The organism is Steroidobacter sp. (assembly GCF_016790065.1).
GTDB lineage: Bacteria > Pseudomonadota > Gammaproteobacteria > Steroidobacterales > Steroidobacteraceae > Steroidobacter.
In genome coordinates this window covers 1-24,008 of record NZ_JAEUPY010000170.1, presented here as the reverse complement: position 1 = coordinate 24,008, position 24,008 = coordinate 1, and the positions used below count along the sequence as shown (strand labels likewise).

Annotated in this window: 23 protein-coding genes; 9 read left to right on the top strand and 14 right to left on the bottom strand. The window is 61.4% G+C overall.

Annotation, left to right across the window (positions count from 1 at the left end):
- From JNL55_RS07660 to JNL55_RS07620, 9 genes are all read right to left on the bottom strand, one after another.
- Positions 1 to 953, bottom strand: a 953-nt coding sequence (locus JNL55_RS07660) for a hypothetical protein (RefSeq protein ID WP_293851529.1), incomplete at its 3' end; no start/stop codon positions are given.
- Positions 938 to 1,522, bottom strand: a complete 585-nt coding sequence (locus JNL55_RS07655) for a hypothetical protein (RefSeq protein WP_293851526.1) — start codon at positions 1,520 to 1,522, stop codon at positions 938 to 940. The genes JNL55_RS07660 and JNL55_RS07655, both read right to left, overlap by 16 nt.
- Before the next feature lie 2 nt (positions 1,523 to 1,524).
- The gene (locus tag JNL55_RS07650; protein WP_293851523.1) at positions 1,525 to 2,493 is read right to left on the bottom strand and encodes a radical SAM protein; all 969 of its coding nucleotides are present in this window, start codon (positions 2,491 to 2,493) and stop codon (positions 1,525 to 1,527) included.
- Positions 2,490 to 4,283, bottom strand: a complete 1,794-nt coding sequence (locus tag JNL55_RS07645; RefSeq protein ID WP_293851520.1) for a vWA domain-containing protein — start codon at positions 4,281 to 4,283, stop codon at positions 2,490 to 2,492. Before JNL55_RS07645 ends, JNL55_RS07650 begins: the two co-directional genes overlap by 4 nt.
- 5 nt (positions 4,284 to 4,288) lie before the next feature.
- Positions 4,289 to 5,275 (bottom strand): hypothetical protein, encoded by a 987-nt coding sequence (locus tag JNL55_RS07640; RefSeq protein ID WP_293851517.1) that lies wholly within the window; start codon positions 5,273 to 5,275, stop codon positions 4,289 to 4,291.
- A 2-nt stretch (positions 5,276 to 5,277) separates the two neighbouring features.
- Complete coding sequence (locus JNL55_RS07635) at positions 5,278 to 6,861, bottom strand: AAA family ATPase (protein ID WP_293851514.1); 1,584 nt, start codon at positions 6,859 to 6,861, stop codon at positions 5,278 to 5,280.
- Between the two features lie 55 nt (positions 6,862 to 6,916).
- Entirely contained in the window at positions 6,917 to 7,636 is a 720-nt protein-coding gene (locus JNL55_RS07630) for a trimeric intracellular cation channel family protein (RefSeq protein ID WP_293851511.1), read from the bottom strand.
- A gap of 98 nt (positions 7,637 to 7,734) precedes the next feature.
- Positions 7,735 to 8,451, bottom strand: coding sequence for a hypothetical protein (locus JNL55_RS07625; protein ID WP_293851508.1), 717 nt, complete (start codon positions 8,449 to 8,451; stop codon positions 7,735 to 7,737).
- Positions 8,452 to 8,453: 2 nt separating this feature from the next.
- Positions 8,454 to 10,598, bottom strand: a complete 2,145-nt coding sequence (locus JNL55_RS07620; RefSeq protein WP_293851506.1) for an adenosylcobalamin-dependent ribonucleoside-diphosphate reductase — start codon at positions 10,596 to 10,598, stop codon at positions 8,454 to 8,456.
- Positions 10,599 to 11,190: 592 nt separating this feature from the next.
- Here JNL55_RS07620 and JNL55_RS07615 point away from each other — a divergent pair.
- The 4 genes from JNL55_RS07615 (at position 11,191) to JNL55_RS07600 (ending at position 16,097) form a co-directional block, all read left to right on the top strand.
- Positions 11,191 to 12,543, top strand: a complete 1,353-nt coding sequence (locus JNL55_RS07615) for a Do family serine endopeptidase (protein ID WP_293851503.1) — start codon at positions 11,191 to 11,193, stop codon at positions 12,541 to 12,543.
- A gap of 128 nt (positions 12,544 to 12,671) precedes the next feature.
- Complete coding sequence (gene cueR, locus JNL55_RS07610) at positions 12,672 to 13,127, top strand: Cu(I)-responsive transcriptional regulator (RefSeq protein WP_293851500.1); 456 nt, start codon at positions 12,672 to 12,674, stop codon at positions 13,125 to 13,127.
- 11 nt (positions 13,128 to 13,138) lie between these two features.
- Complete coding sequence (locus tag JNL55_RS07605) at positions 13,139 to 15,409, top strand: copper-transporting P-type ATPase (RefSeq protein WP_293851531.1); 2,271 nt, start codon at positions 13,139 to 13,141, stop codon at positions 15,407 to 15,409.
- Between the two features lie 130 nt (positions 15,410 to 15,539).
- The gene (locus tag JNL55_RS07600) at positions 15,540 to 16,097 is read left to right on the top strand and encodes an ORF6N domain-containing protein (RefSeq protein WP_293851497.1); all 558 of its coding nucleotides are present in this window, start codon (positions 15,540 to 15,542) and stop codon (positions 16,095 to 16,097) included.
- 66 nt (positions 16,098 to 16,163) lie between these two features.
- On the opposite strand, the gene JNL55_RS07595 is transcribed toward JNL55_RS07600, so the two are convergent.
- The gene (locus tag JNL55_RS07595) at positions 16,164 to 17,237 is read right to left on the bottom strand and encodes an aminopeptidase (protein WP_293851494.1); all 1,074 of its coding nucleotides are present in this window, start codon (positions 17,235 to 17,237) and stop codon (positions 16,164 to 16,166) included.
- A 93-nt stretch (positions 17,238 to 17,330) separates the two neighbouring features.
- Between JNL55_RS07595 and JNL55_RS07590 the strand changes: the two genes are divergently transcribed.
- Entirely contained in the window at positions 17,331 to 18,605 is a 1,275-nt protein-coding gene (locus tag JNL55_RS07590) for a multifunctional CCA addition/repair protein (protein WP_293851491.1), read from the top strand.
- 6 nt (positions 18,606 to 18,611) lie between these two features.
- Here JNL55_RS07590 and JNL55_RS07585 read toward each other — a convergent pair whose 3' ends face one another.
- On the bottom strand, positions 18,612 to 19,796 hold the full coding sequence (locus tag JNL55_RS07585) for a class I SAM-dependent methyltransferase (RefSeq protein WP_415923032.1): 1,185 nt from the start codon (positions 19,794 to 19,796) through the stop codon (positions 18,612 to 18,614).
- A 68-nt stretch (positions 19,797 to 19,864) separates the two neighbouring features.
- Here JNL55_RS07585 and JNL55_RS07580 point away from each other — a divergent pair, with 68 nt between their 5' ends.
- A complete protein-coding gene (locus JNL55_RS07580; protein ID WP_293851486.1) occupies positions 19,865 to 20,623 on the top strand; it encodes a pteridine reductase in 759 nt (252 codons plus the stop codon).
- Here the strand turns inward: JNL55_RS07580 and folK are convergent.
- Genes folK through tsaD form a run of 3 tightly spaced genes read right to left on the bottom strand, consistent with a single transcriptional unit; the run spans position 20,574 to position 22,560 of the window.
- Complete coding sequence (gene folK, locus JNL55_RS07575) at positions 20,574 to 21,113, bottom strand: 2-amino-4-hydroxy-6-hydroxymethyldihydropteridine diphosphokinase (protein ID WP_293851484.1); 540 nt, start codon at positions 21,111 to 21,113, stop codon at positions 20,574 to 20,576. The genes JNL55_RS07580 and folK overlap by 50 nt on opposite strands.
- Positions 21,110 to 21,502 carry a dihydroneopterin aldolase gene (gene folB, locus JNL55_RS07570; protein ID WP_293851482.1) on the bottom strand — a complete coding sequence of 131 codons (393 nt, stop codon included), beginning with the start codon at positions 21,500 to 21,502 and terminating at the stop codon, positions 21,110 to 21,112. Before folB ends, folK begins: the two co-directional genes overlap by 4 nt.
- 35 nt (positions 21,503 to 21,537) lie before the next feature.
- Positions 21,538 to 22,560 carry a tRNA (adenosine(37)-N6)-threonylcarbamoyltransferase complex transferase subunit TsaD gene (gene tsaD, locus JNL55_RS07565; protein ID WP_415923033.1) on the bottom strand — a complete coding sequence of 341 codons (1,023 nt, stop codon included), beginning with the start codon at positions 22,558 to 22,560 and terminating at the stop codon, positions 21,538 to 21,540.
- A 322-nt stretch (positions 22,561 to 22,882) separates the two neighbouring features.
- Here tsaD and rpsU point away from each other — a divergent pair, with 322 nt between their 5' ends.
- From rpsU to JNL55_RS07550, 3 genes are all read left to right on the top strand, one after another.
- Positions 22,883 to 23,110 (top strand): 30S ribosomal protein S21, encoded by a 228-nt coding sequence (gene rpsU / locus JNL55_RS07560; protein ID WP_129642111.1) that lies wholly within the window; start codon positions 22,883 to 22,885, stop codon positions 23,108 to 23,110.
- 83 nt (positions 23,111 to 23,193) lie between these two features.
- A complete protein-coding gene (locus JNL55_RS07555) occupies positions 23,194 to 23,643 on the top strand; it encodes a GatB/YqeY domain-containing protein (RefSeq protein ID WP_293851475.1) in 450 nt (149 codons plus the stop codon).
- 51 nt (positions 23,644 to 23,694) lie between these two features.
- Positions 23,695 to 24,008: CHC2 zinc finger domain-containing protein (locus JNL55_RS07550; RefSeq protein ID WP_293851473.1), on the top strand; the 314-nt coding region annotated here is incomplete at its 3' end.

Below are 24,008 nucleotides of genomic sequence, written 5' to 3'. Positions count from 1 at the left end.
CGCTGACCGGCTGCGACCGGCTGATCCGAATCATCGAGAATCTCGACATACATGCGCTGTTGAAGCAGCACGTGACCTCCCGCGGCGGGATCAAGCACCGCAATCGGTCCTGCCTCATTCATGGAATAGATATCCAACACGGGGCAGCCGAAGCGCGTTTGCAAACGCTCACGCAACGCCGGCATCAGTGTCATCGAGGTGGATAGCAACGCCGCCGGTCGAATGTTCGGATCGATGTCAAGCAAAGCGGCGAACGAAATCGGATCGCCGGCCAGCACTTCGGCGTTCATCGCCTCCAGATACTTGGCCCGGTCTGCCAGCGAGCGCCAGTCGTTGGGATGCAGGTTGAGTTTCGCCAGGCCCGACTCGTCCATGGTCGGTGTGATGGAAACGTACGTGAAACAGATCGACTGCAAGCCGAGCAGTATCACTCCCACTTGACCGCGCCCGTACCTGGGCGTGACACCGAATCGACGCAACGCGCGCTTGTGGTAGCCCAGATATTGAGCCGCTACCAGCGGATGCGACGCCATGAGCAAGGGATGTCCGCTGGTGCCGCTGGTTCGGAAATTGATGAGACGCTCGATATCCACGTCGTCCGGCACTAGATACGGCATATCGCGCGCCAGGTCCTCGCGCGTGATGGTCGGTATATCGGTGAAGTTGCGCGGCAGGGCGCCATAGCGGCGATAGAAAGGCGAAGTGGAGAGACACTGCTCGGCGAATGGCGTCACCCAGCTCGGCGGCACATTCGGCTGCCAATCTAGAACTGCACGGATAGCCTCTTCTTCCAACACTCGTGCGCGCTGAACCTCTTCGGGCAACAAGCGATGACCGCTTTGATTACGATAGATAGGCGCATTCGGATGTTCCCTGAGCCATGCCAGTATTCGCTGGCCGTGCTCAGAGATGGCCGGATGGCGACTGTCCTCGTCGGTCACTCGCGCGTCCATTTGTTTGCGGACTCTTCCGCCGCCTTCTTGGCCAACTGCTCACGAATGGCACGCGCTCGCGCCTCCGCTTCCTGCGATGCCGCCAGCAGTCGTGCCCGCTCGAGCGAACTGATACTCGTGAACCGGTCCTGGGCTTGCGCGATGGTCTCGCCGGCAGGACGCAAGCCGAGCTTGGACAAAGTCAGTCGCGCCAGTTCCTCGCGCCGCTCCGGATCTTCGAACAACTGACGCGCGTTCGTGTACGCAGCGAGACGCGTGGAGTCGTCCTTCAACAAGGTCAGCACTTCCTGCAAACGGTCACGATCAATCGTCAGCGCTGAATCGGCGAGCAGCCAGGTCAACAGCAGCGCAATCGACAAACGATTACGATCGGCTTTGACGTCTCGACCCGCCAGCGCACTCAGTTCGGCCACATCTACCTCATGGCCTTTGGCAAGCAGCAGATCCCTCACCACGGCCACGGTGTGGACATCGCCTTTGTTACCGATACGCGGCTCGGCCATGAAATCCGGCGGTGTGGCCGTGATCCGGTGCAAGAGCTGCTGAAGCGGAGGACCTTCTGTTTGCATGTTTAGGCCACGAACTTTTCAAAGACCTGGGTGCTCGGACAATCGTCGCACCATCGTGACCGGCGCTGCTCGAGGGCGCCGGCATAACGCTCGCTCAATCCCATCAGATCGTCGAGCGAGCGCAACTCATCCACAGGCACGCCGTACTCGGTCAGCGTGAAACTGCAGGGAGCGACTCGGCCCTGTTCATCGACGAACAGAAACTTCTGTCCCGGATGGCAGCTGCTGACGGGCAATCGCTCGCCGGACGCGCTAGCCCGGAACCGATGCAGATACTGAGCCCCGCCACTGAGCCGAACGCCGTGTGCCAACAGACGGTCGCGCAACTTCGGCAGCTCGTGCGCCAATGCTTCGACATCCGCCGGCTGCAAACGGTGCGTTCGATGAAACTCCGGCCGATCGTTGCCGCCCAACTGATTGAAGGTAATCTCGTCGATGCCCCACGAGATCAGCTGCTCGCACAGCTCACCGAAGCGATGAATGTTCTGCGCCATTAGCACCGTGTTTACTCGCAAGCGTAATCTTCGCTCGCGGTGCTGAGTGTCGGCGCGCAGTTTCATTACCGACGCGCGCAGTTGTTCAAATCCGCCCGGCCATTGGCGAATGTGGTCGTGAAAGGGCTGCGGCCCGTCGACACTCACCGTCAGCTCTGCGAAGTGCTCGACAATCATCTGTCGCAGCGTCGCTGATTTCAGCGCGGTCCCATTGGTGGTCGCACTGAGCTGCAAGCCCAACTCAGTGGACAGGAGCTTCGAAATCGACGCCAGCGGCTTCCACAGCAGCGGTTCGCCGCCCAGCCAGCTGATCATCACGGCATCTCCCGTCCGCAACTGATATTCGGCAAGCAGCCGGGCCAAACGCACTACTGAATCCGCATCAACGTCCACACGCGGCAGCGACAGATTTCGATCGTACGCGCAGTAGGCGCAGCCGAGATTGCAGTGAGTTGTGACACGCCACAGGACGATCATGCCGGCACTCTCGCGGGGAGATCGTTCTGTTGATAAACGCTTGCGGCGAAGTCTCGGGCAAACGCAACCAGTTGCTCCCAATCCTCGATGCGAGAGATACGAACGTCGAGCTCATCACGTGCGCGAATCAACAAGTCGCGATGTGGGAACGAGTATTGGCTCGTCTCCCAGTCTTTGCGCATTGCCAGCACGAACGTCGACCCGCCCGCAGCCTTCGCCAGAGCAGCCCGCAGCAGGTCCCAGCCTTCCTGGCCACGTTCGTCTTTGTCGAAGACGGTGGTGATGCCGTCGTCGGAAATGAACAGCAAGTGCGTGGGATTGAGTGTCCGCTGCGTCTCCAGATAAGTCTGTCGCAACTCCGGCAACGGAAACTGCGTGCCTCCGCCGTAGTAGCTGATGAGCGCGCGCATGACTTGCTGAGTGTCACGCACGAAGCCCGGCGTCGACGTCACTTGATGCTTGCCGCTCCAAACCGTCACCTTGACGCTGGCACCGGCACGCAGCGCGGACAAACACAAGATCGCCCCCGCTAGCGTCGGGAAAGAAAGAAACTGCTGCGGATTGGGCATGCTGCCCGAACTGTCGATGAACACGTCGAGATTCAGCGGCAGGCTCGCCGGCTCCGCGCCCGGCGATGAGCCCCACACCCGCTGCACCGTGGTCATGCCGGGAATGACCCGCGGACTTTGCATGATGGTTTGCATCCAATCGATGCTGTCGAACGATTCGCCCATCTGCCAAGGCTCGATGCCTTCAGGCAAAGGATCCAGGTTGGCAGGGCGACGGCGTGCCGGAAATCGAATCAGATGCGGAACCGCCTTTTCACGGTAGTACGCCACTGCGATGTCGTGATCGCTCATGGTCACGCCGGCGGCACGCAGAATCTCGCCATACTCGAATGGCTGGCGAGTTTGCCCGCTCGACATGGTACGAGCTGCTTGCTCCGGCGTTGTGCTGGTCGTCGGCGCTGGCGCGGACGTCTCATATCCCGTGATTGCCGGATCGCGTGACGGATGCACCATCGGCTGAACGTCATCCGCTTCCGCCAGTCCTGAGGGCTGGCCACCCGCTCCGGCGCCGCGTGTGTCATGCCAGGCGCGAGCCGCACTCGCATCGAGCGCATCCTTGGCGAGATACGGCAGCATCAGCATCGCAAACTTCGCGGCGCCCTCGATCCAGTCGCGCGAATAATGACGAACGATGCGCATCGCTAGCCAGGCATCACCATCAGCCTCCGCACTCAACTTGCCGTCGACTAGCGAGCCGCGCTGCAACGACCAGAGCAGTTCGTAGGTGCGCAGATAGATACGCCACAGCGTGCCGCTGGCCTCTTGCTTATCCAGCGTCAGTTTCTTGAAAACATCAGCCAGCCGCAGCTCCGCACTCCGCTGCAATCGATCGTTGATCAACAGATCGGTGAACAGATTGGCAATCATCGGCGCATGCGCTTCCAAGGTAGGCAGTGCTTGGCGGATGCGCGCGAGCGACCGAGCATGGTCAGTCAGATTTGCTGGCGCGAGCACGTGATGGCCGATTTCGTGCGCCAGAATTTCCTCCGCGTAGTCACCGAGACCGTGCCGATCGACGTCCGCGAGATTGATGATGATCGACTGATCCGCCAACCGGATCATCGCAAAGCTGTCGGTCAAGCCTTCTTTCTTGGCTTCACCATCGTCCGAGCACAAACTCGGCGCATGCAGTACGACGTGCCGACTCCACACCGCAAGCGCCTTCGGCCACGCCGCCGTCCAGCGATCACGCAACTGTGAGAGTGACTCGTCGGTTGACACGTTGGCTACTTCACGGCGACCAGCAGGATGCGATGCGAGTGCGCGAAGGTGCAGCCAATCGCACCCGCGCTCAGGCCGCTGCTGGTGATGGGCCCGGAGCCTGGCATATCGAGCGCCTTGCCCTCGTGAACCAACCGCGTGCCGACGTGGTTAGCCTTCCGTTCCGGTTGGGCATTCCACTCCTCCGCAGTACTGCGATGAAGCGTCGCGCCGAATGCATCAGCAACCAGAAACCAATAGTCGTCGCCACTGCGCACCAGCCAACCCTCGTCCGAACTCTTGAGTAGCGGCGGTTGCAGGAACGGGCCGCCGAAACCTCGAAACGCGCCAGCGCTGCGCACGACGCGAAATGCTTCGGCACTGGACTGCGCTGGATCGAACCAACGATCGTCCTGCAGATGCCGCAGCGTCGACTCATGATTTCGCGACTCGACTCCCAACGCTGTGCTTGCGAGCGCTGCCGGCAGTGAGCCGAGCGCACTCAGCACACCCTCTCGGTAATGCGCTAGTCCACACTGCCAAGCAACCACTTGGCCCAACATCAACAACTCATCGGGCGTGGCGCACTGAGCCGCCAGACCTTGCAACGAGCGTATCCATCGACTCGCATCCGCGGCGTCGGTGCTGGCAAGTTGATGAGCTGCATTGGTCAGTGCCGGAATCACACGCGCCGGCTGGCCAGCAATCACGGCCGCCGCTGCTGGAAACACCTCTCGCCACGTTTCCGGAATCGCCGCATAACGTCCGGCATCGAGCGAGAGCCGTTGGCCGACCAGCTGTAACGCACAGTCGTAAGCGACGCTGACAACATCGGCCACGGCATCCGGATGACTCGCGTGAACCGCTTGAGCCAAGGGACTCACCGCATCCGCGATGAAGCGCAGCAACTCCTGGCCATCCAATTGCGGATAGCGCTGTGCGGCGAGCCTGAAGCGCGCATTGAAGTCGGACCGCCGGGACTCCAACGCTGCGGCAAGAGGAGCGCTGATCATTGCTAACCCGCGCGCAGCCAGCGCAAATAATTGGTGTAGCGCTGGTGCAAGTACTTCAGCTTGAGCAGGTCATCGTAGAGATGGCCGTAAAGCTTCTGACCTTTGGTCAGCTCGTTCACGGCGCGCTCGATACGAAACAACTGTTGCCGCGTGTCGCTCTCGCTCAGTCCGTCGAGGCCGCGCTCGAACTGCGTCGTCAGCGCGAGCACGGTATCTTCCTGGTCCAGATTCAAGCGCTCGTACTCGGCGCAGGAAAGATCGAATAGGCGGCGCAGCCAACCGACGCGATCGCTACGGAACATCGCATTCCCGGCGCTTTCGAAGAACGGCGCATCGATGTCCGGCATCAGCTTGTCATGCAGTACGAACGGCAGGATCTGACGCACGTCGCTCAACTCCACCGCCGGATTGCCGCGGAAGAACGCCATCGCTTTGGCATAGAGCATCAGCGTCATCAACGCGCGCACCGAGATGCCGTTCTTGGACTGCGCGCCGAGATCTTTGAGTCGGTCCTTACCCGTCTCCTGCGCGGTCAGCGTGTGCCACTCGACGCCCGCCAGACGCGCGGTGTCCTTAGTCTTGTATTCGAACTGCTCAGCAGCGACATCGCAGAACTCGAACTGACTGGAAAAGAACTCGATACGCCGACGCACTTCCGGGCTCAGCTGCACGGCACGGATGGCCGCTCCCATGCGATCGATCTGCGCCTCGGCGAATACGATCTCCTTCGGCATCGCTTCTTCCGGACGAATACCTTCTTCGATGCGCGTCAGCAGTTGACCAAGGAAGCGCGGATTGAACGACAGCGCCTGCACGATCACGTCGATACGATCGCGCAAGGCTTCGATGACTTGATACGTGCCGCCACCCTGCTCGTCATTGGCGGTGAGGAACCAGGCCGAGTCGGGACATTCGTGGATCTGATCCAGCAACTCGGCATAGTTATCGCCCATCACCGTGAGCAGCGCGCTCTGTGTTCGGGTCGGGATACGGTTGTACTCGTCCACGATCTTCACGCGCATCGACAGCCACTTGCGCCAGACGATACGAATATCTTCGACCTTCTGCGCGTTGATCAGATCGGCCGGCAACGGATTGCCCAACAGGTCGGCGGTGGTCATCTGCGGATGACCATGCAACATCGAACGGCGCACATCCTTCAATGAGTAGCCGCCGAGCACGCCCATCAGAATCGCGCTGGCAGTCTTGCCGCGGCCCGGACCGCCAATCAGCAAACACTTGCGACGCAGAGCGAATGTGAGCAACGGCAACAGCACGAAGCTCGAGTAACTTTGTCCGGTCGGTAACGTCAGCCGGCTCTTGTGATCGCCGATGGTGAATTCCTGCGGCGGCTCTTCGTTGTACTCGATGTCGTAATGCGGGCTGATGATGGCCGTGTTGACGATCCAGAAGTACGCCTGGCGCAGCTTTTCATCCAGCGCCAACTCTGGTCCTCGAGCCGCGTCGTCGGCAGCAACCACCGGACCCCGATACAAATCGGCAATGTCGAAGCTCCGGCGGGCGGAACTGGCGTGCGGATTGGTGGGCGCCTTGGAGACTCGCTTGAACAGGTCGAATGCGGACATGCCAGATCCTGAGCGAAATAATGCCGCCGGATACTAGCTCATTCTTGCGACCGGGCTAGAGCTTGGCGTCTTTGTGGTGGAGGACGGACGTTTCTTTGCGCGCGTTGGGATCTTGGGCCGGATGTTGGGGCGGCTGATGAAACGCCTTGGGCAACTGCCAGCCGCGCTTGATGGCCAACACGCGCACGACGAAGCACAAGGCAGCCCCACATAGTGCCGTTGCAACCGGCGGCGCGCCGAATTGATCGCCCAACACAACGACCGTTGCGCCACCCAGCGCAGCGACGGCGTACAGATCGGTGCGGAAAACCAACGGAATCTGCGCCAGCAACACATCGCGAACCACGCCGCCGCCGATGCCAGTGAGCATACCGAGCAACGCCGCCATCACCGGATTGAGGTCATATGCGAGCGCCTTCTGCGCACCCGCCACCGCAAACAACGCCAGGCCCGCCGCGTCGAACATTCGCACCGGATTCGCCATGCGCTCGATCACCGCATGCCACTTGAACGCGATGCCTCCGGCCAGCACTGAAGCCGCCAGAAATCGCCAATCGGTGATCGCCGCCGGCGGCGTGGCGCCAATCAAAACATCTCGCAAGATGCCCCCGGCGCACGCGGCCGCAAACGCCAGCACCAAAACGCCAAAGATATCCAACTGCCGCCGCGCCCCCGCCGTGGCGCCGGCCATAGCGAACACGAATGTGCCGGCGAGGTCGAGGAAGAGCACCAGCGTTTTCAAGCTCTCGATCAGCGTCGCGGTCGGTAGTGCCATGCTGTGGCCGTGCTCAAAAGAAAACGCCCCGCACGAGGCGGGGCGCAGGTGGTCGGCGCGGGTTAGTCCCCAAGGCCGTCAAACACGAGTTGCTGGCGTCATCCGCACTTCGAATCGCCGCAGTTCAAACAGGTCATGCAGCCGTCCATCAGGACGACGGCAGCGGTGCTGCACTTGGCGCACAGCTGCGCGCCTTCGGGGAAATGGCTCTTGGCGAAGGCGTCGGTCTGTTTGTTACGCGCTTCGAATTCAGCCTTCTTTTCCTCGATCAGCTTTTTGCGCTCTTCTTCCATCTCCGGCTTTTTCAGCAGGCCGATGGTCTGCAAATGCTTTTCGACCACGTAGCCGAGCTCGGCAATGATGGACGGCATGAACTTGCCGCCGGTCTGCCAATAGCCGCCGCGCGGATCGAACACGGCTTTCATTTCATCGACCAGGAAGGTCACGTCGCCGCCCTTGCGGAACACGGCCGACAGAATGCGCGTCAACGCCACGATCCATTGGAAATGATCCAGGTTCTTGGAGTTGATGAAAATCTCGAACGGCCGGCGCTGCTCGTGGCGCGTGCCTTCGTTCAAGATGATGTCGTTGATGGTCACGTACATGGCGTGATCCGACACCGGCGTCTTGATCTTGTAGGTCGAGCCGATCAATACGTCGGGACGCTCGACTTTCTCGTGCATCCAAACGACGTTGGATTCTTCCCGGCGTTCTTTGGCCTGCACGGCCTCGGCAGCGGCTTTTTCAGCCGCAGCCCGATCCTCGGGCTTCTCGACCCGATACTTGACGATTTTCTTGTCGATCTTGGAGCTCATGGTTAGAACTTCCCGTAATAGCCTTCTTTGAGTGCGTCGAAGAGATTGGCGGCGGTGTGAAGCTCGCCGTCGTATTCGATCTCTTCATCGCCACGCACCTTCATTTCGGTGCCGTCTTCCAGCGTGAACACATAGGTGGTGTTCTTCAGGTCTTCTTCCTTGACCAGCACGCCCTGGAACGCTTCCGGATTGAACCGGAACGTGGTGCAACCCTTCAGGCCCTGTTCGTAGGCATACAGATAAATGTTCTTGAAATCCTCGTTCGGATAATCCGTCGGCACGTTGGCCGTCTTGGAGATCGAGGAATCGATCCACAGCTGCGAGGCCGCCTGGATGTCGACGTGTTCCTTCGGCGTGATGTTGTCCGCCGTCGTGAAGTACTCGGGCAGCTTCTCGGCCGCGTTGTTCGAGTTCGGCATGGCGCGCTGATTGATCAGCTCGCGATACGCCAGCAACTCGAACGAGAACACGTCGATCTTCTCTTTGCTCTTCTTGCCTTCGCGAATCACGTTACGGAAGTAGTGATGTGCGAACGACGGCTCGATGCCGTTAGAGGCATTGTTGGCCAGCGACAGCGAAATCGTGCCGGTGGGCGCGATCGAGCTGTGATGCGTGAAGCGCGCGCCGACTTCGGCGAGTTCATCGACCAGTTCCGGCGCAGCTTCAGCCACGCGCTGCATGTAACGGCTGTACTTGGCGTGCAGCGTGCGGCCATGAATCTTCTGGCCCACGCGCCAGCCGTCCTTCGTCATCTCGGGACGCTTGCGGAGCATTTCCGGCGTGACTTCGAACTCTTCCAGCATGATCGGGGCCGGGCCCTTTTCACGCGCCAGTTCCAAGCCCGCTTCCCAGCCCGCGATCGCCATTTCGCGCGACACGTTCTGCGTGAATGCGACCGACTTTTTCGAGCCGTACTTCATGCATTGCATGGTGATGGCCGAGCCCAAGCCCAGGAAGCCCATGCCATGACGGCGCTTGCGCGTGATTTCATCGCGCTGCTGACCGAGCGGCAGACCGTTGATCTCGACCACGTTGTCCAGCATGCGCGTGAACACCTTCACGGCCTTGCGGAACTCTTCCCAATCGAAACGCGCATCTTCAGTGAACGGATCGAGCACGAAGCGCGTCAGGTTCACCGAGCCGAGCAAGCACGAGCCGTACGGCGGCAGCGGCTGCTCGCCGCAAGGGTTGGTAGCGCGAATGTTTTCGCACCACCAGTTGTTGTTCATCTCGTTGACCTTGTCGATCAGCACGAAGCCTGGCTCGGCGAAGTCATAGGTGGACGACATGATGACGTCCCACATGCGCTTGGCCGGCAACGTCTTATAGATCTTGCAGCAGACCAGACCGGTTTCGTTGACGACGTAGCCTTCCTTGGTCGGCCACTCTCGCCACAGGTACTCGGTCTTATCCTGCAGGTTCTCGTTGCCTTCCAGCTCGCGCTGGCTGACCGGGAAGGCCAACTGCCAGTCCGCGTCTTTCTTCACTGCCTCGACGAAGTCGTCGGTAATCAGCAGCGACAGGTTGAACTGACGCAGCCGACCGGCTTCGCGCTTGGCGCGGATGAAATCCATTGCGTCGGGATGGCCGATATCGAATGTACCCATCTGCGCGCCGCGACGGCCGCCGGCCGACGAAACGGTGAAGCACATCTTGTCGTAGATATCCATGAACGACAGCGGGCCGGAGGTATAGGCGCCGGCGCCGGACACATACGCACCCTTGGGACGCATGGTCGAGAACTCGTAGCCGATGCCGCAGCCGGCCTTCAAGGTCAGGCCCGCTTCGTGGACCTTCGCGAGAATGTCATCCATCGAGTCCAGAATGGTGCCCGAGACGGTGCAGTTGATGGTCGAGGTGGCCGGCTTGTGTTCCAGCGCGCCGGCGTTCGACGTCACGCGGCCAGCCGGAATCGTGCCCTTGCGCAGGGCCCACAGGAACTGCTCGTACCAATGGTCGCGCAGGTCCTCTTTCTCGACGTCGGCGAGCGCACGGGCGACTCGCTTATAGGTGTCGTCCATCGAGCGATCGACGGGGCTGCCGTCTTTCGCGGAGAGTCGGTACTTTTTGTCCCAGATATCCAGCGAGGCTTCCTGGAACGGAATGCTGTTGACATCCATGGGCTCAAGTTTGATTGCGGTCTTCATGCCGGCAAAGAACTCCGGATTGCGAGCGGGAGCCAATCGTCCCCAACTGACTTCCTAATACTCCCGCCGAACCGGCCCCTTCCAAGGCCCGAGCGGCAGTCCATCTGACCCTGCAGTTATGTCGCGTGGTCGTGTTTTTCTTTCCAGTCGCGAGACACTACATATTGTGTCAGGGGTGCAAGCCTAGACCCGTGTAATGAAGCCGTCAAGAAACCCTCCGTACAAAAACGGGCTCGGAAAGCCCTGATAGTTCAGGCGCTTGCGAGGTTTTGCGGGAGGATTTCGGCACTGCCGAAAAGAGAACGCCAGTATCCCCGCAAACGCGGCAAACCACAACATCTTGTGTCCACCCGTCATCCACGGTAAGCCCACAAGTTATCCACATGGTGCCCACCGGCCTGTCCACAAGCGCCTGCTCATGCAACGCTTTGTGGCCGTGCGGCGTTCATCCGAGCCGGCGACCGCTTCGAAATGCCAATCGGAGCGGATTGCCCATAGAATCCGAGCCTAGAATTCGAACCCATACCGATCACCATTGTCTTTGCAAACGGCGGTTCTGACGCCGCTTCACCGTTTCCATAGGGATTGCTTCATGAGACAGGTTTACGCGCTGTTGGCCGCGACGGCTCTGCTCTACAACGTGGGCGCCGCCGCGCAGCTGCCGGAAAAGGTTGGCGACACGCCCGTGCCGTCGCTGGCGCCCATCGTGAAAAAGGCTTCGCCAGCGGTGGTGAACATCGCCACGCGCGGCACCGTGCGAGAACAGCGGCCGCGCAATCCGTTGCTGGAAGACCCGTTCTTCCGCCGCTTCTTCGATGCTCCAGATGCGGGGCCGCGCGAGCGCCAGTTCCAGAGCGCCGGCTCGGGCGTGATCATCGATGCCAAGAACGGCTACATCATCACCAACGCGCACGTGATCGAGAACGCCGACGAAATCACCGTGACCTTGCTGGATGACCGGCAGGTCAAGGCTGAAATCGTCGGTCGCGACAAGCCCTCCGACGTGGCGGTGCTGAAAGTCACGGCCAAGAATCTGGTCGACATGCCGCTGGCCGATTCGGCCAAGGCCGAAGTCGGCGACTTCGTGCTGGCCATCGGCAATCCGTTCGCGCTCAACCACACCGTGACCTCGGGCATCATCAGCGCGCTCGGCCGCTCGGATAACAATCCCGAGTCGTATCAGGACTTCATCCAAACCGACGCGCCCATCAATCCCGGTAATTCCGGCGGCGCGCTGGTGGATTTGAAAGGCCAGCTGGTCGGTATCAACACCGCCATCTTCTCCGGCAGCGGCGGCAACATCGGTATCGGCTTCGCCATTCCTTCCAACATGGTGAAGGCGGTGATGCAGCAGCTCGTACAGTACGGCGAAGTAAAGCGCGGCATGCTGGGCGTGCAGCTGTCGAACACTTTCACGCCAGGCATCGCTGAAAATCTCGGCCTCGATAACGCCAAGGGCGCGCTGGTGTCGCAGGTCATCGAAGGTTCGCCGGCGGACAAGGCCGGCATCAAGGCCGGTGACGTCATCACCTCGATCAACGGTCGCAATGTTTCCAATGCTGGTGAGCTGCGTAACACCATCGGCCTGCTGCGCATCGGCGAGAAGGTCGAGCTCGGCTTGATTCGCGAAGGCAAGCCCCGCCGCGTCACCGCCGTGATCGGCGAGCGCGATGGTGCCGATGCCGAAGGCGCTGCGCAGATCCATCCGGCGCTCGAAGGCGCTGCGCTGGCCAACGCCGCCAACAACGCCGGCGTGCTTGTCGAGAACGTGATCGAAGGCAGCCCAGCGCAACAGGCTGGCTTGCGCGCCAATGACGTCATCCTCGCCATCGGTCGCGTGCGCGTGACCACGACGGAACAGCTGCGCCAGGCTGTAAATGGCGCGACGGCGTTTGCTCTGACCATCCGTCGCGGCAATTCGACGCTGGTATTTACGATTCAGTAATTCCCTCTTAGCTGCGCCCTCTGCTCCATTTCGGAGCGGAGGGCGCGGCTGCCTCGATCGGTCGGCGCTTGACCTTGCCATGGTGGCAAGGTTCATCATCCCACCCATGTTCCACCATGGGACCGACCATGCCCGCCTCCAAGCCACGCGCGGAATTTTCCCAAGCCAAGGATCAAGGGCTGTACAGCATCGGCAAGGCTGCCGAGCTGTCTGGGATTACGCCCAAGATGATTCGGCACTACGAAGCTTTGGAATTGATTCCCAAGGCGGCTCGGACTGTCGGCGACTATCGCGTTTACTCGGCTGCCGACGTTCACACGCTGCGCTTCATTCGGCGCGCGCGTGGGCTTGGGTTTGCCATGGACGAGATTGGAACGTTGCTCGGCCTGTGGCGCAATCAGCGTCGCGCCAGTGAGCAGGTGAAGCGGCTGGCGCTGAAGCATGTCGCTGACTTGGATACCAAGATCGCTGAGTTGCAGTCGATGCGGGCGGCGCTCGCTGAGCTCGCTCACCATTGCCACGGCGACTCCCGCCCCGATTGCCCCATCCTCGCCGACCTCGCCGGCTTACCGAGCGCGGAGTGAGAGCTAAGATCATGCCGAACGACCATCATCACTGCGCACCTAAGACTCCGACGCCGCCGAAGTCCTGTTGCTCGCATGAGCCGGCTGTCGCCGAACCTACTCCGCCGCCCGTAGCGTCGTGCTGCTCTCACGAGTCACACGATCATCACGCGAAGGCCAAGCACGATGGGCCGGTGCCGGCCGGCACCATCTACACCTGCCCCATGCATCCCGAGATCAGGCAAGTCGGGCCAGGCAGCTGCCCGAAGTGCGGCATGGCGCTGGAACCTGAGCTGCCGAGCGAGCACGTCGACGACAGCGAACTCCTCAGCGTTCGCCGAACCTTCTGGATCGCGCTCGCTTTGACGCTGCCGGTGGTCGTCATCGCCATGACACCTCACCTGTTCGATCTAGCAATCTCACATTCAACCGCGCGCACCCTGCGCTGGATCGAGCTAATCCTCAGCGCGCCGGTCGTGCTCTGGGCCGCCGCGAGCTACTACAAACGCGGCTGGCTGGGCATCGTGCATCGAAGCCCAAACATGTACACGCTGATCGGCCTCGGTGTCTGCATCGCCTTCGGATACAGCCTGATTGCCACCTTCGCTCCAACCATCTTCCCTGCCGAGCTGCACGACGCGCACGGCATGGTCGGCGTCTACTTCGAAGTAGCTAGCTCCATCGTCACATTGGTACTGCTCGGCGAATGGCTCGAGCTACGCGCACGTGGTCGCACCAGCGCGGCAATTCGACAACTCCTCGGTCTCGCGCCGAAAACGGCTCGTCGCATCAACGCCGACGGCACAGAACACGATGTGCCCCTCGCAGACGTCCACACAGGCGATGTGTTGCGAGTCCGCCCCGGTGAGAAAATTCCAGTCGACGGTCGCGTCACTGATGGTCACTCGAGCGTGGATGAATCCATGCTCACCGGCGAACCCATGCCCGTGGAAAAATCCGCCGGCGATTCGGTCACCGGCGCGACACTCAACCAAACCGGCAGCCTGATCGTGCAAGCAGAGCGCGTCGGCGCTGACAGCCTGCTGTCTCAAATCGTCACTTTAGTCGCGCAAGCTCAGCGCTCGCGCGCACCGCTACAACGCCTCGCTGATCAAGTCGCCGCTTGGTTTGTGCCAGCTGTCATCTTGCTTGCAGTAGCGACGTTCGCAGCGTGGTGGCTCTTCGGGCCTGAGCCAAAGCTGGCTTATGCTTTAGTGAATGCTGTCGCCGTGCTGATCATCGCGTGCCCGTGCGCGCTCGGCCTCGCCACGCCGATTTCCATCATGGTGGCGAGCGGTCGCGGCGCACAGCGAGGCGTGTTGTTCAGAGATGCGCAAGCGATTGAGAATCTGCGCAACGTCGACACGCTCGTGTTGGACAAGACCGGCACGATCACCGTGGGCCGGCCAACGCTCGATCGCGTCATCGCGCTGAATGGTCACTCTGAATCGCAGGTTCTGGGCTGGGCCGCCGGCCTGGATCGAGCCAGCGAACATCCACTCGCTCGCGCCATCGTTGCCGGTGCGGAACAACGCGGTGTTCAACCTGCGAACGTCACAGGATTTCAGTCTGTCACCGGACAAGGCGTGCGCGGCCATGCCGACGGCCGTTCGTTGGTGTTAGGAAACAAAGCGCTGATGAGCGCTGTCGGCGCAAACGCGTCGTCGCTGTCAGATCAAATCGCCGACTTGCAACGCGAAGGCCGCACCGTCGTGTTTCTCAGCGTCGATGACCAACTCGCTGGCGCCATCGCCGTCGGCGACGCCATCAAGGACACCACGCCGAGCGCGCTTCAGGCATTGAAACAAGACGGCCTGCGCCTCGTCATGCTCACCGGCGACAACGAGACCACCGCTCGTGCCGTCGCGAAACATTTGCCTCTCGATGAAGTGATTGCTGACGTGCAACCCAAGGACAAAGCCGACGTCATCGCTCGCCTGCAGTCACAAGGCCGCCGCGTCGCCATGGCCGGCGACGGCATCAACGACGCCCCCGCTCTCGCCAAAGCCGACGTCGGCATCGCCATGGGCACGGGCACTGACATCGCGATGGAAAGCGCTCACGTCACACTGGTCAAAGGCGACCTCACCGGCATCGTCCGCGCCCGCCACTTGAGCCGCGCGACGGTAAGAAACATTCGCCAAAACCTATTCTTCGCCTTTGGCTACAACGCCCTCGGCATCCCCATTGCCGCCGGCGTGCTCTATCCCTTCACCGGCTGGCTACTCAGTCCCATGCTCGCCGCGCTCGCGATGAGCTTGTCGTCTGTATCAGTGATCAGCAATGCGTTGAGGCTTCGGTAGATCCCGGCGCCCCACAGGCTGGGGCTGGCTCCCACGACGGGAAGAGCGGTCTGTCCTTGGATGATTTCTCGGTTGCGCTTAGCCGGCGTCGACCGAGAAGGCAGATCTGACCGCTTTTACGGAGCCGAGGATGACCAAGACCAAAGACACTGCGCTCGTGCCGGTCGAGCGCATTGCACGATCGATTCTGATTCTGCGCGGGCACCGCGCGCTGCTCGATGCCGAACTGGCTGCTCTCTACGGAGTGACGACCACCCGATTGAACCAGCAGGTGCGCCGCAATCTCAGGCGATTCCCGAGCGATTTCATGTTCCAGCTCAGCACCGAAGAGCACACTGCTTTGATGTTGCAAAATGCAACATCAAAGCCAGGCCGCGGCGGGCGCCGCAAGCTCCCGCTTGCCTTCACGGAGCACGGCGCCATCATGGCAGCCACCATCCTAAACAGCGAGCGCGCGGTAGAAATGAGCATCTACGTCGTGCGTGCATTCGTGCAGTTGCGCGATCTGCTGGCCTCGAACAAGGAACTCGCCAAGCGCCTCGATGAACTGGAAGAGCGCATCGCACGCAAACTTGCCACGCACGACCAAGCGATTACGGGCATGCTCAAGACCCTCCGAGAACTGATGAACCCGCCCGAGCCCAAGCGCCGTGGGATCGGCTTCACCGCGAACTTCGACGAGAAGTAACACGCTCCGAGATGAACACTCGCGGATGGATTCCTTGACGACCGACATACGCCTCGCCGGAGTCGCTCAGCCCGACGAACCCGCCGCAGTCACTGAAGCTTCTTCCGAGCAGACAGCCAAGGCCCGAGCCTCTCTCGAGTCTTTCCCCAGCGCGCGAGCCTTGTCGTAAAACGCCGGCAGGTCGCCTTCAACGGACTGAAGTAACCGACGCAACCCAGGCACGCAGCCGTAGTAAGTTGCCGCGGAAACCAAGTGAGCATTGTTGAGCGTGCGACTGAACCAAGCGTCGTAGCCGCGATAGCCGTTCCATTCGCGCTTGAGATCGGCGTACTGAAGTTTCATCACGCCGAACTCATATTGTTTGCGAGAGCGCTTTTCCTCATCGGGCACAGCCGATCGGTACAGCGCCTGAAGGCGCTCGCGAGTTTGCAGGAGTAACCCAACGAACTGCGCATTCCGTTCGCGCTGCTCGTTCCAGACGGTCAGGTCCTGCGAGCGACCGCGAGAGGCGAGCCAGCGCTGCAGGCCGGCCTCCTCCACCACGGTGGCGAATGCTTCGTTGAACTCCGAATCGCCAGGCACATAGACGACTTGGTGAGCCAGCTCATGAAACAAGGTCGAAGCGAGTTGTACGTCGCTCCAGCCAAGCATGGTGTTCAGCACTGGATCTTTGAAATGGCCGAGGGTCGAATAAGCGGAGACGCCGCCAACCGCCGTGTCCTGCCCCTTCAAGCGCAACTTGCGCGCATACCCCTGAGCGTTTGATTCATCGAAGTAGCCGCGATAGACCACACAGCCCGCAATTGGAAAGCACCAGCGCCGCGGCTCGACGGAAAACTCGTCGGTCGCGAACACATTCCACACCACGAACGGCCGGCCGACATCGGCATAGCTGCGATAGCTTTCGTTGTCCGGCAGTCCCAGCTCCCGGGAGGCGAAAGTGCGCGCCGCCGACACGTATTCGAGTCGAGTGCGCAGCTTCTCCGGGGTGTTCGCATCGGCCAGCAATTTGGCGATGGGTTGCCGTTTGGACGTGAGCTCCCACTGGCCGCCCGCCGCCTGTAATAGGTAGCAGCCGCCGAGGGACAGCGACGCAACGAGCAGCAGGGAGATCCGGCCAAGGCGGGCAAGCAAGCTCAAGAGGTCATCCGTTCGCAGCGGCTACGACAGCCCGCATTTTGTCCTACTCCAAGAACTGAGACAAAATGGTCGTCTTCTGCGACTGTGGGCGGTATGAAGATTTATCTGGTCGGCGGCGCGGTGCGCGATGAGCTGCTTGGCCTGGCCGTGCGTGAGCGCGACTGGGTCGTGGTCGGCGCGCGCCCGGAGGAATTGCTGGCCCAAGGCTTCAAGGCGGTCGGCAAGGACTTCCCAGTGTTCCTGCATCCCAAGACGGGTGAGGAATACGCACTGGCGCGCACCGAGCGCAAAACCGGGCCGGGCTATCGCGGTTTCGACACCATGTTCTCGCCGGACGTGACCCTGGAGCAGGACCTGGAGCGTCGCGACCTGACTATCAACGCCATCGCGCGCGACGAAGCGACTGGCGTGCTGGTCGATCCTTTCAATGGCCAGCGCGACCTGCAAGAACGCTGGCTGCGCCACGTGTCGTCGGCATTCGTCGAAGATCCGGTGCGAGTGTTAAGACTTGCCCGCTTCGCTGCGCGTTTCGCGCCGTTGGGTTTCAAGGTCGCGCCGGAAACCATGGAACTGGTGCGAGAGATCGCGGCACGCGGTGAGCTGGACGCGCTCGTGTCTGAACGAGTGTGGCAAGAAACTCAGCGCGCGCTGGAAATGCCGGCACCCCGACAGTTCTTCGAAGTCTTGCGCGAAGGTAACGCGCTGTCGGTGATCTTCCCGGAAGTCGACGCGCTGTTCGGCGTTCCTCAGCCCGAGCAATGGCATCCGGAAATCGATACCGGCGTGCACACCATGATGGTGCTCGATCAGGCCAGCCAACTGAGCGACGACCCGGTCGTACGATTCGCAGCGCTCACGCACGACCTGGGCAAAGCGACCACGCCGACGCACGAACTACCGCGACACATCGCCCATGAAGAACGCGGCGTCGACATCGTGATTCAGCTGTGCGACCGGCTGCGAATTCCCAATGCCTATCGTGAGCTCGGCGTGTTGGTGTCGCGTTATCACCTGCATATGCACAAGATCGCCGAGCTGCGGCCCAAGACCATGCTGGAGCTGTTGGAAAATCTGGATGCGTTTCGCCGGCCGGCGCGCTTCGAACAATTCCTGCTCGCCTGCGAAGCGGATGCTCGTGGTCGCAAAGGCCTGGAACAACGCGACTACCCGCAACCGGAATATCTACGCCGTGCGCGAGAGGTCGCCGTTAACGCGACCTTGAGTGAACAGGAACGCGCTGGTCTGAAAGGATTCGAGATCGCCAAGCGCCTGCACGACAAGCGCAAGCATGCACTGAAGCTGTTCAAGGCGCAGCACGCGACTGCTAGCTCAGCAAACGAAACTGACGACGACGATTCGACCGAATAACAGTCGTTACAGGCTCGCCGCCAAGTCGCGCACGCTGAACCCACGCAGCGGCAGTTCCACGCCTTTCGCCAGACCGATCACTTTGAAGCGCTCGCCCATTTCACCGGGCAGCGTCAACAACATCGCCTGTCGCGCCTGCTGTAAGCGCGAAGCCAGTTCGTCGTCTTCCTTCGGCGCCAGGAACTGTTCGATACCGTTGCCGATCAGAAAATGAGCTTGCGTGGTGTAGCCCGCAACGCTCATCCCGGCAGCGACACCCGCTTCAGCGACGGAGGTGAAATCCACCCACGCGCCGATGTCCTGCACGCCCACGTTGACCAGCGGGTCATCATGAAAGCGATGGCGAAAATGACAAAGCATCGTGCCTTCGCGACGGCTGGCCGAATAGAACTGACGTCGCGGCAAGCCATAGTCGATGAACAGCGCCACGCCTTCGCTCATCGCCGCCGCGATGCCGGCGATCCAAGGCTGCAAACGCAAATTGAATTCCGACGTGTAGCCGTCGGCGAAGGGCTCGCCGAGATTGAGTTCGATCTCGCGCACCACCGCTTCGAGCGCCGGTTCGGCATGCACTTCGGACCAGTCGAGCCGCCCGAGCTGCCAGGTCACACCCAGCTGATTGACCAGCGAGCCGCGAATCCGAAACCGCTGCACCGGCAATGCGTCGAGCACCTCATTCGCCAGCAGCACGCCGCGAAACTGGTCGGGCAAGCGGTCGAGCCAGTCGATGCGATCCATCAAATGCGGCAGGCGGCGCTGTAACAAAGCGCGCTGTCGTTCGCGCAGGTCGGCGCTGACTTCCAGGATCAAATAGCGCTCGGGTATTTTTTGCTGACGGTCGAGCTCGCTCAGCACGTCGGCGGCCATGACGCCGGAGCCCGCGCCCAATTCCAGGATGGCCCCGCCAGGGATCGAATCCAGCACCTGGACGCATTGATTGGCCAGGCAGCGGCTGAACAGCGGCGAAATTTCCGGCGCGGTGACGAAGTCGCCATCGCTGCCCAGTTTGGTGGCACCAGCGCTGTAATAGCCGAGCCCGGGCTCGTACAGCGCCATTTCCATGAAGCGCTCGAAGCTGATCCAACCGCCGGCGGCCTCGATGGCATCGCAAATGCGGGCGACCAGCCGGTCGCTGTGTGCAGATTCGTCCGGTGTCAGCGCCGGTAGCGGCAGAGGTACGCTCAAGCGCACAGCCTCAGCAAAGCGGACCCGAAATCAGCTGGGCTTGCAGCAATCATCCGTTCGTTCACCATACCTGCATGGACACTTCCAACGTCAACGCACTGGCGGGACGCTCGGTGCTGATCACCGGCGCGGCACGCCGCATCGGCGCAGCGCTGGCCCGGGGCTTTCATGCCGAAGGCGCCAACGTCTGTATTCATTTTCACCATTCGGCCGGCGCAGCGGAACAGCTGCGCGATGAGCTGAATGCGCTCCGCGCCGACTCGGCCGTCTGCGCCGCCGCCGATCTGCTCGATCTGGAGGCGCTGTCGGGGCTCGTCAATCGCGCCACCAGTGCGTTCGGCAGACTCGACGTGCTGATCAACAACGCTTCGACCTTTTATCCCACTCCGCTCGGTACTGTCACCGCCCGGCACTGGGACGATTTGATGGGCACCAACCTGCGCGCGCCGCTGTTCCTGTCGCAGGCCGCCGCACCGGCGCTCCAACAAACGCGCGGTTCGATCCTCAACATGATCGACATCCATGCGCAGCGCCCCTTGCCGCAACACCCGGTCTACTCCAGCGCCAAAGCGGGCTTGATCATGTTGACTCGCTCCCTGGCACGCGAGCTCGGCCCGGACGTCAGAGTCAACGGCATCGCGCCGGGGCCGATCTTGTGGCCCGAGGGCGGACTGGACGAAGCGGTCAAACAAGAAATCATCGATAAGACGTTGCTCAAGCGCAGCGGCTCGCCCGCGGACATCGTGCGTGCCGCGCTGTTCTTCGCCAAAGATGCGCCGTTCGTCACCGGCCAGATTCTGGCGATCGACGGGGGGCGGAGTGTGGGTTGGTAGGCTCGCCACCGAGTAACACTTCCAGCATCGAATGGCCGCCGGCATCGAAGCCCGCCCAGAGTTCGCGCATGCTCTGGCCCAACGTCGGGTGCCGCACATCGGGCGCGATGTCGGCCATGGGTTTGAGCATGTAAGGACGCTTCAACAAATCCGGCCGCGGAATGATCAGCCCGGGCTCGTTGCTGATCAGCTCGCCGAACAACAGGATGTCCAGATCCATGGTGCGCGGTGCCCACTTGTGCGCACCGGGCGGCCGGTCGCAGGCCGCTTCGATTTTTTGTAATTGCTGGCGCACTTCGGTCACGGGATCTTCGGTGTGAAAGCCGACGACCAGATTGATGAAGTCGTCGCCGGCGAAACCCACCGCTTGATTGCGATAGGCAGGCGACAGCGTCAACGGACCATACGCCGCAGCCATGGCCCGCAACGCTACGGATAAATAATGTTCCGGTTGGACGTTGCTGCCAGCGGCGACGTAAACCGCCGTCACGGCTGCGCCTGCTGTAGCGGCGCCACGCCAGCGTAATCCTCAGCGCGCCGCTCGACCTCGATGCCGACATCGCGTGCGCCGCGAATCGCGCCTCGTTTATTGAGCCGCACCTTCACCCACGACACGCCGAATTCGGTGATGACCACTCTCGCGATCGCCTCAGTGAGCGTTTCCACCAGCTGAAACTGCGACTCGCCGACGAACGTCAGCAGACGCTTGGAAACGCGCTTGTAATCGATGGTGTCGTCGATGTGATCGGTCAACGCCGCGCGACGAATGTCGGCCGCCATTTCCAAATCGATGATGACGGTCTGTTTGACGCGCCGTTCCCAATCCCAAATGCCGACGATGCATTCGACGCTGAGCGCGGTGAGAAAGATCTTATCCATGCCGAAGAGGTTCGATGACTTATGACTAAGAAGGGTCAGACGGCAGCGGGCGAACGCAACGAATCGAGCGGCCAGCGCGCGGTAGCGCGAATTTTCAAATCGTCGTGCTCGCCGGCCGCCAAGCGGCGGTAACCAGCGTACGCGATCATCGCGGCATTATCCGTGCAAAACTCCGGCCGCGGATACAACACGCGCAAGCCCCGCCGCTCGCCCAACGCTTGCAGCTCGGAACGCAGGCGACGATTCGCTCCTACTCCACCGGCAACGACCAAGGTTTTCAGGCCGGTTTGTTTCGCGGCACGCGCGCACTTGGCGGCCAGCGTATCCACCACCGCCTGCTGAAAGTCACAAGCAACGTCGGCACGCGTTTGTTCGTCGAGCTGACGACCGCGAATCGCCACGACCACCGCGGTCTTTAGACCGCTGAAACTGAAATCCAGCCCCGGCCGATCCAGCATGGGTCGCGGGAAATCGAAACTACCTGGCCGGCCGCTATCGGCCAGCTTGGCCAGCGCCGGGCCGCCCGGATAAGGCAGTCCCAGCATTTTTGCCGTCTTGTCGAACGCCTCGCCGGCGGCATCGTCCAGCGACGCACCGATGATCCGGTAGTCGCCCAGGCCGCGCACTTCGGCCAGCAAGGTATGCCCCCCCGAGACCAGCAGCGCCAGGAACGGAAACTCCGGCGCCTCGGCTTCCAGCATGGGTGCCAGCAAGTGTCCTTCTAAATGATGGACGCCGACCGCCGGCTTGCCCCAGGCAAACGCCAGGCTGCGCGCCACCGACGCGCCCACTAATAGTGCACCGACCAGACCGGGCCCGGCCGTGTAGGCCACGCCGTCCAGCTCGGATGGGTCGACTTTGGCTTCCGCCAGGGCCTGCTGAACCAGCGGCAACAGCTTTTTCACGTGATCGCGCGAGGCCAGCTCGGGCACCACCCCGCCGTAAACGGCGTGCAGCTTGATCTGGCTATACAGGCTATGGGACAGCAGTCCGCGCTCACCGTCATAAACGGCGGCGGCGGTTTCGTCGCAGGAAGTTTCGATGCCGAGGACTTTCATTGGCACATTCATTGGGGTGCGAAGCTTAAACCCCGGCCGCGCCAAGTCCATGCCGTCAGCCGGCCGATAGCGGCTAAAATCCGGCCCGCCGCCGGTTTTTTACCGTCCACTGGCCGGTCCGGGCCCGGAAAACCGGCCCGAATCGCCGCCCTGACGGTAATTTTCCGCAGCGATTTTGCTTTTCCCCGCGAGCCCCATTAGACTGCCGCGCTCTCAATCGTCCCCGTCTCGTTTCGTCCTCGACCCCGACGCCAGTCTTCGGCGCTCGTCGTCGGCTCGAATCGACCGAAGCGGGCCGTGTTCAACAGTGCCGAGGTTAGTAATGCCGAGCGTTCGCGTCCGAGAAAACGAGTACTTCGATGCCGCCTTGCGGCGCTTCAAGCGCGCCTGCGAAAAGGCCGGGGTCCTGACGGAACTGCGCCGCCGGGAGTTTTACGAAAAGCCCACTCAGGAACGTAAACGCAAGAAGGCAGCCGCCGTGAAGCGCCACATGAAGCGCGTCACCCGTGACGGCAGCAGCCGCGGCCCAGCCCGCGCCCGCGCTTACTAATAGACCGTCTCCGGGACGGAGCTGCTTAAAGCTCCGTCCCTGTCGATTCTTCCCCCGCCGATTGCTTCCGCACCGTAAGCCACATGTCCTCACTCAAAGACCGCGTTACCGAAGACATGAAGGCCGCCATGAAGGCCAAGGATAGCGAGCGCCTCGGCACCATCCGCATGATCACTTCCGCCATCAAACAGCGCGAAGTGGACGAACGCATCCAGCTCGACGATAGCCAGGTACTGGCGGTCATCGAGAAGATGATCAAGATGCGCAAGGAATCCATCGCGCAGTTCCAGAGCGGCGGTCGCGCAGACCTGGCCGACAAGGAACAAAAGGAAATCGACCTGTTGCAGGTTTATATGCCGCAACAGCTCAGCGACGCCGAAGTCGACGCCCTGATTGCTGCCGCCATCGCCGAATCCGGCGCCACTTCCATCAAGGAAATGGGCAAAGCCATGGCGTTGCTCAAGCAGAAAGCCCAGGGCCGCACCGACATGGCTGGGGCTAGTGCGAAGCTGAAAGCAAAGCTCGGCGGCTGATCCGGGAGCTAGCGCTATGCCGGCGACGGCGCCGCGCATACTCTTGTACCCGTGTCCGGACTCATCCCCAAACATTTCATCGAAGAGCTGATCTCGCGGGTCGACCTGGTCGAACTGATCGGCAGTCGCTTGCCGCTGAAAAAGCACGGCAAAGAGTACAAGGCCTGCTGTCCGTTCCACGGTGAGAAAACACCGTCGTTCACGGTCGTGCCGGACAAGAGTTTTTATCACTGCTTCGGCTGCGGCGAGCACGGTAACGCGCTCGGCTTCCTGATGAAGCACGACAACCTCTGCTTCATCGAAGCGGTGGAGGAGTTGTCGGATCGGGTCGGCGTGGACGTGCCGCGCGAGCAAACCCCGGGCCA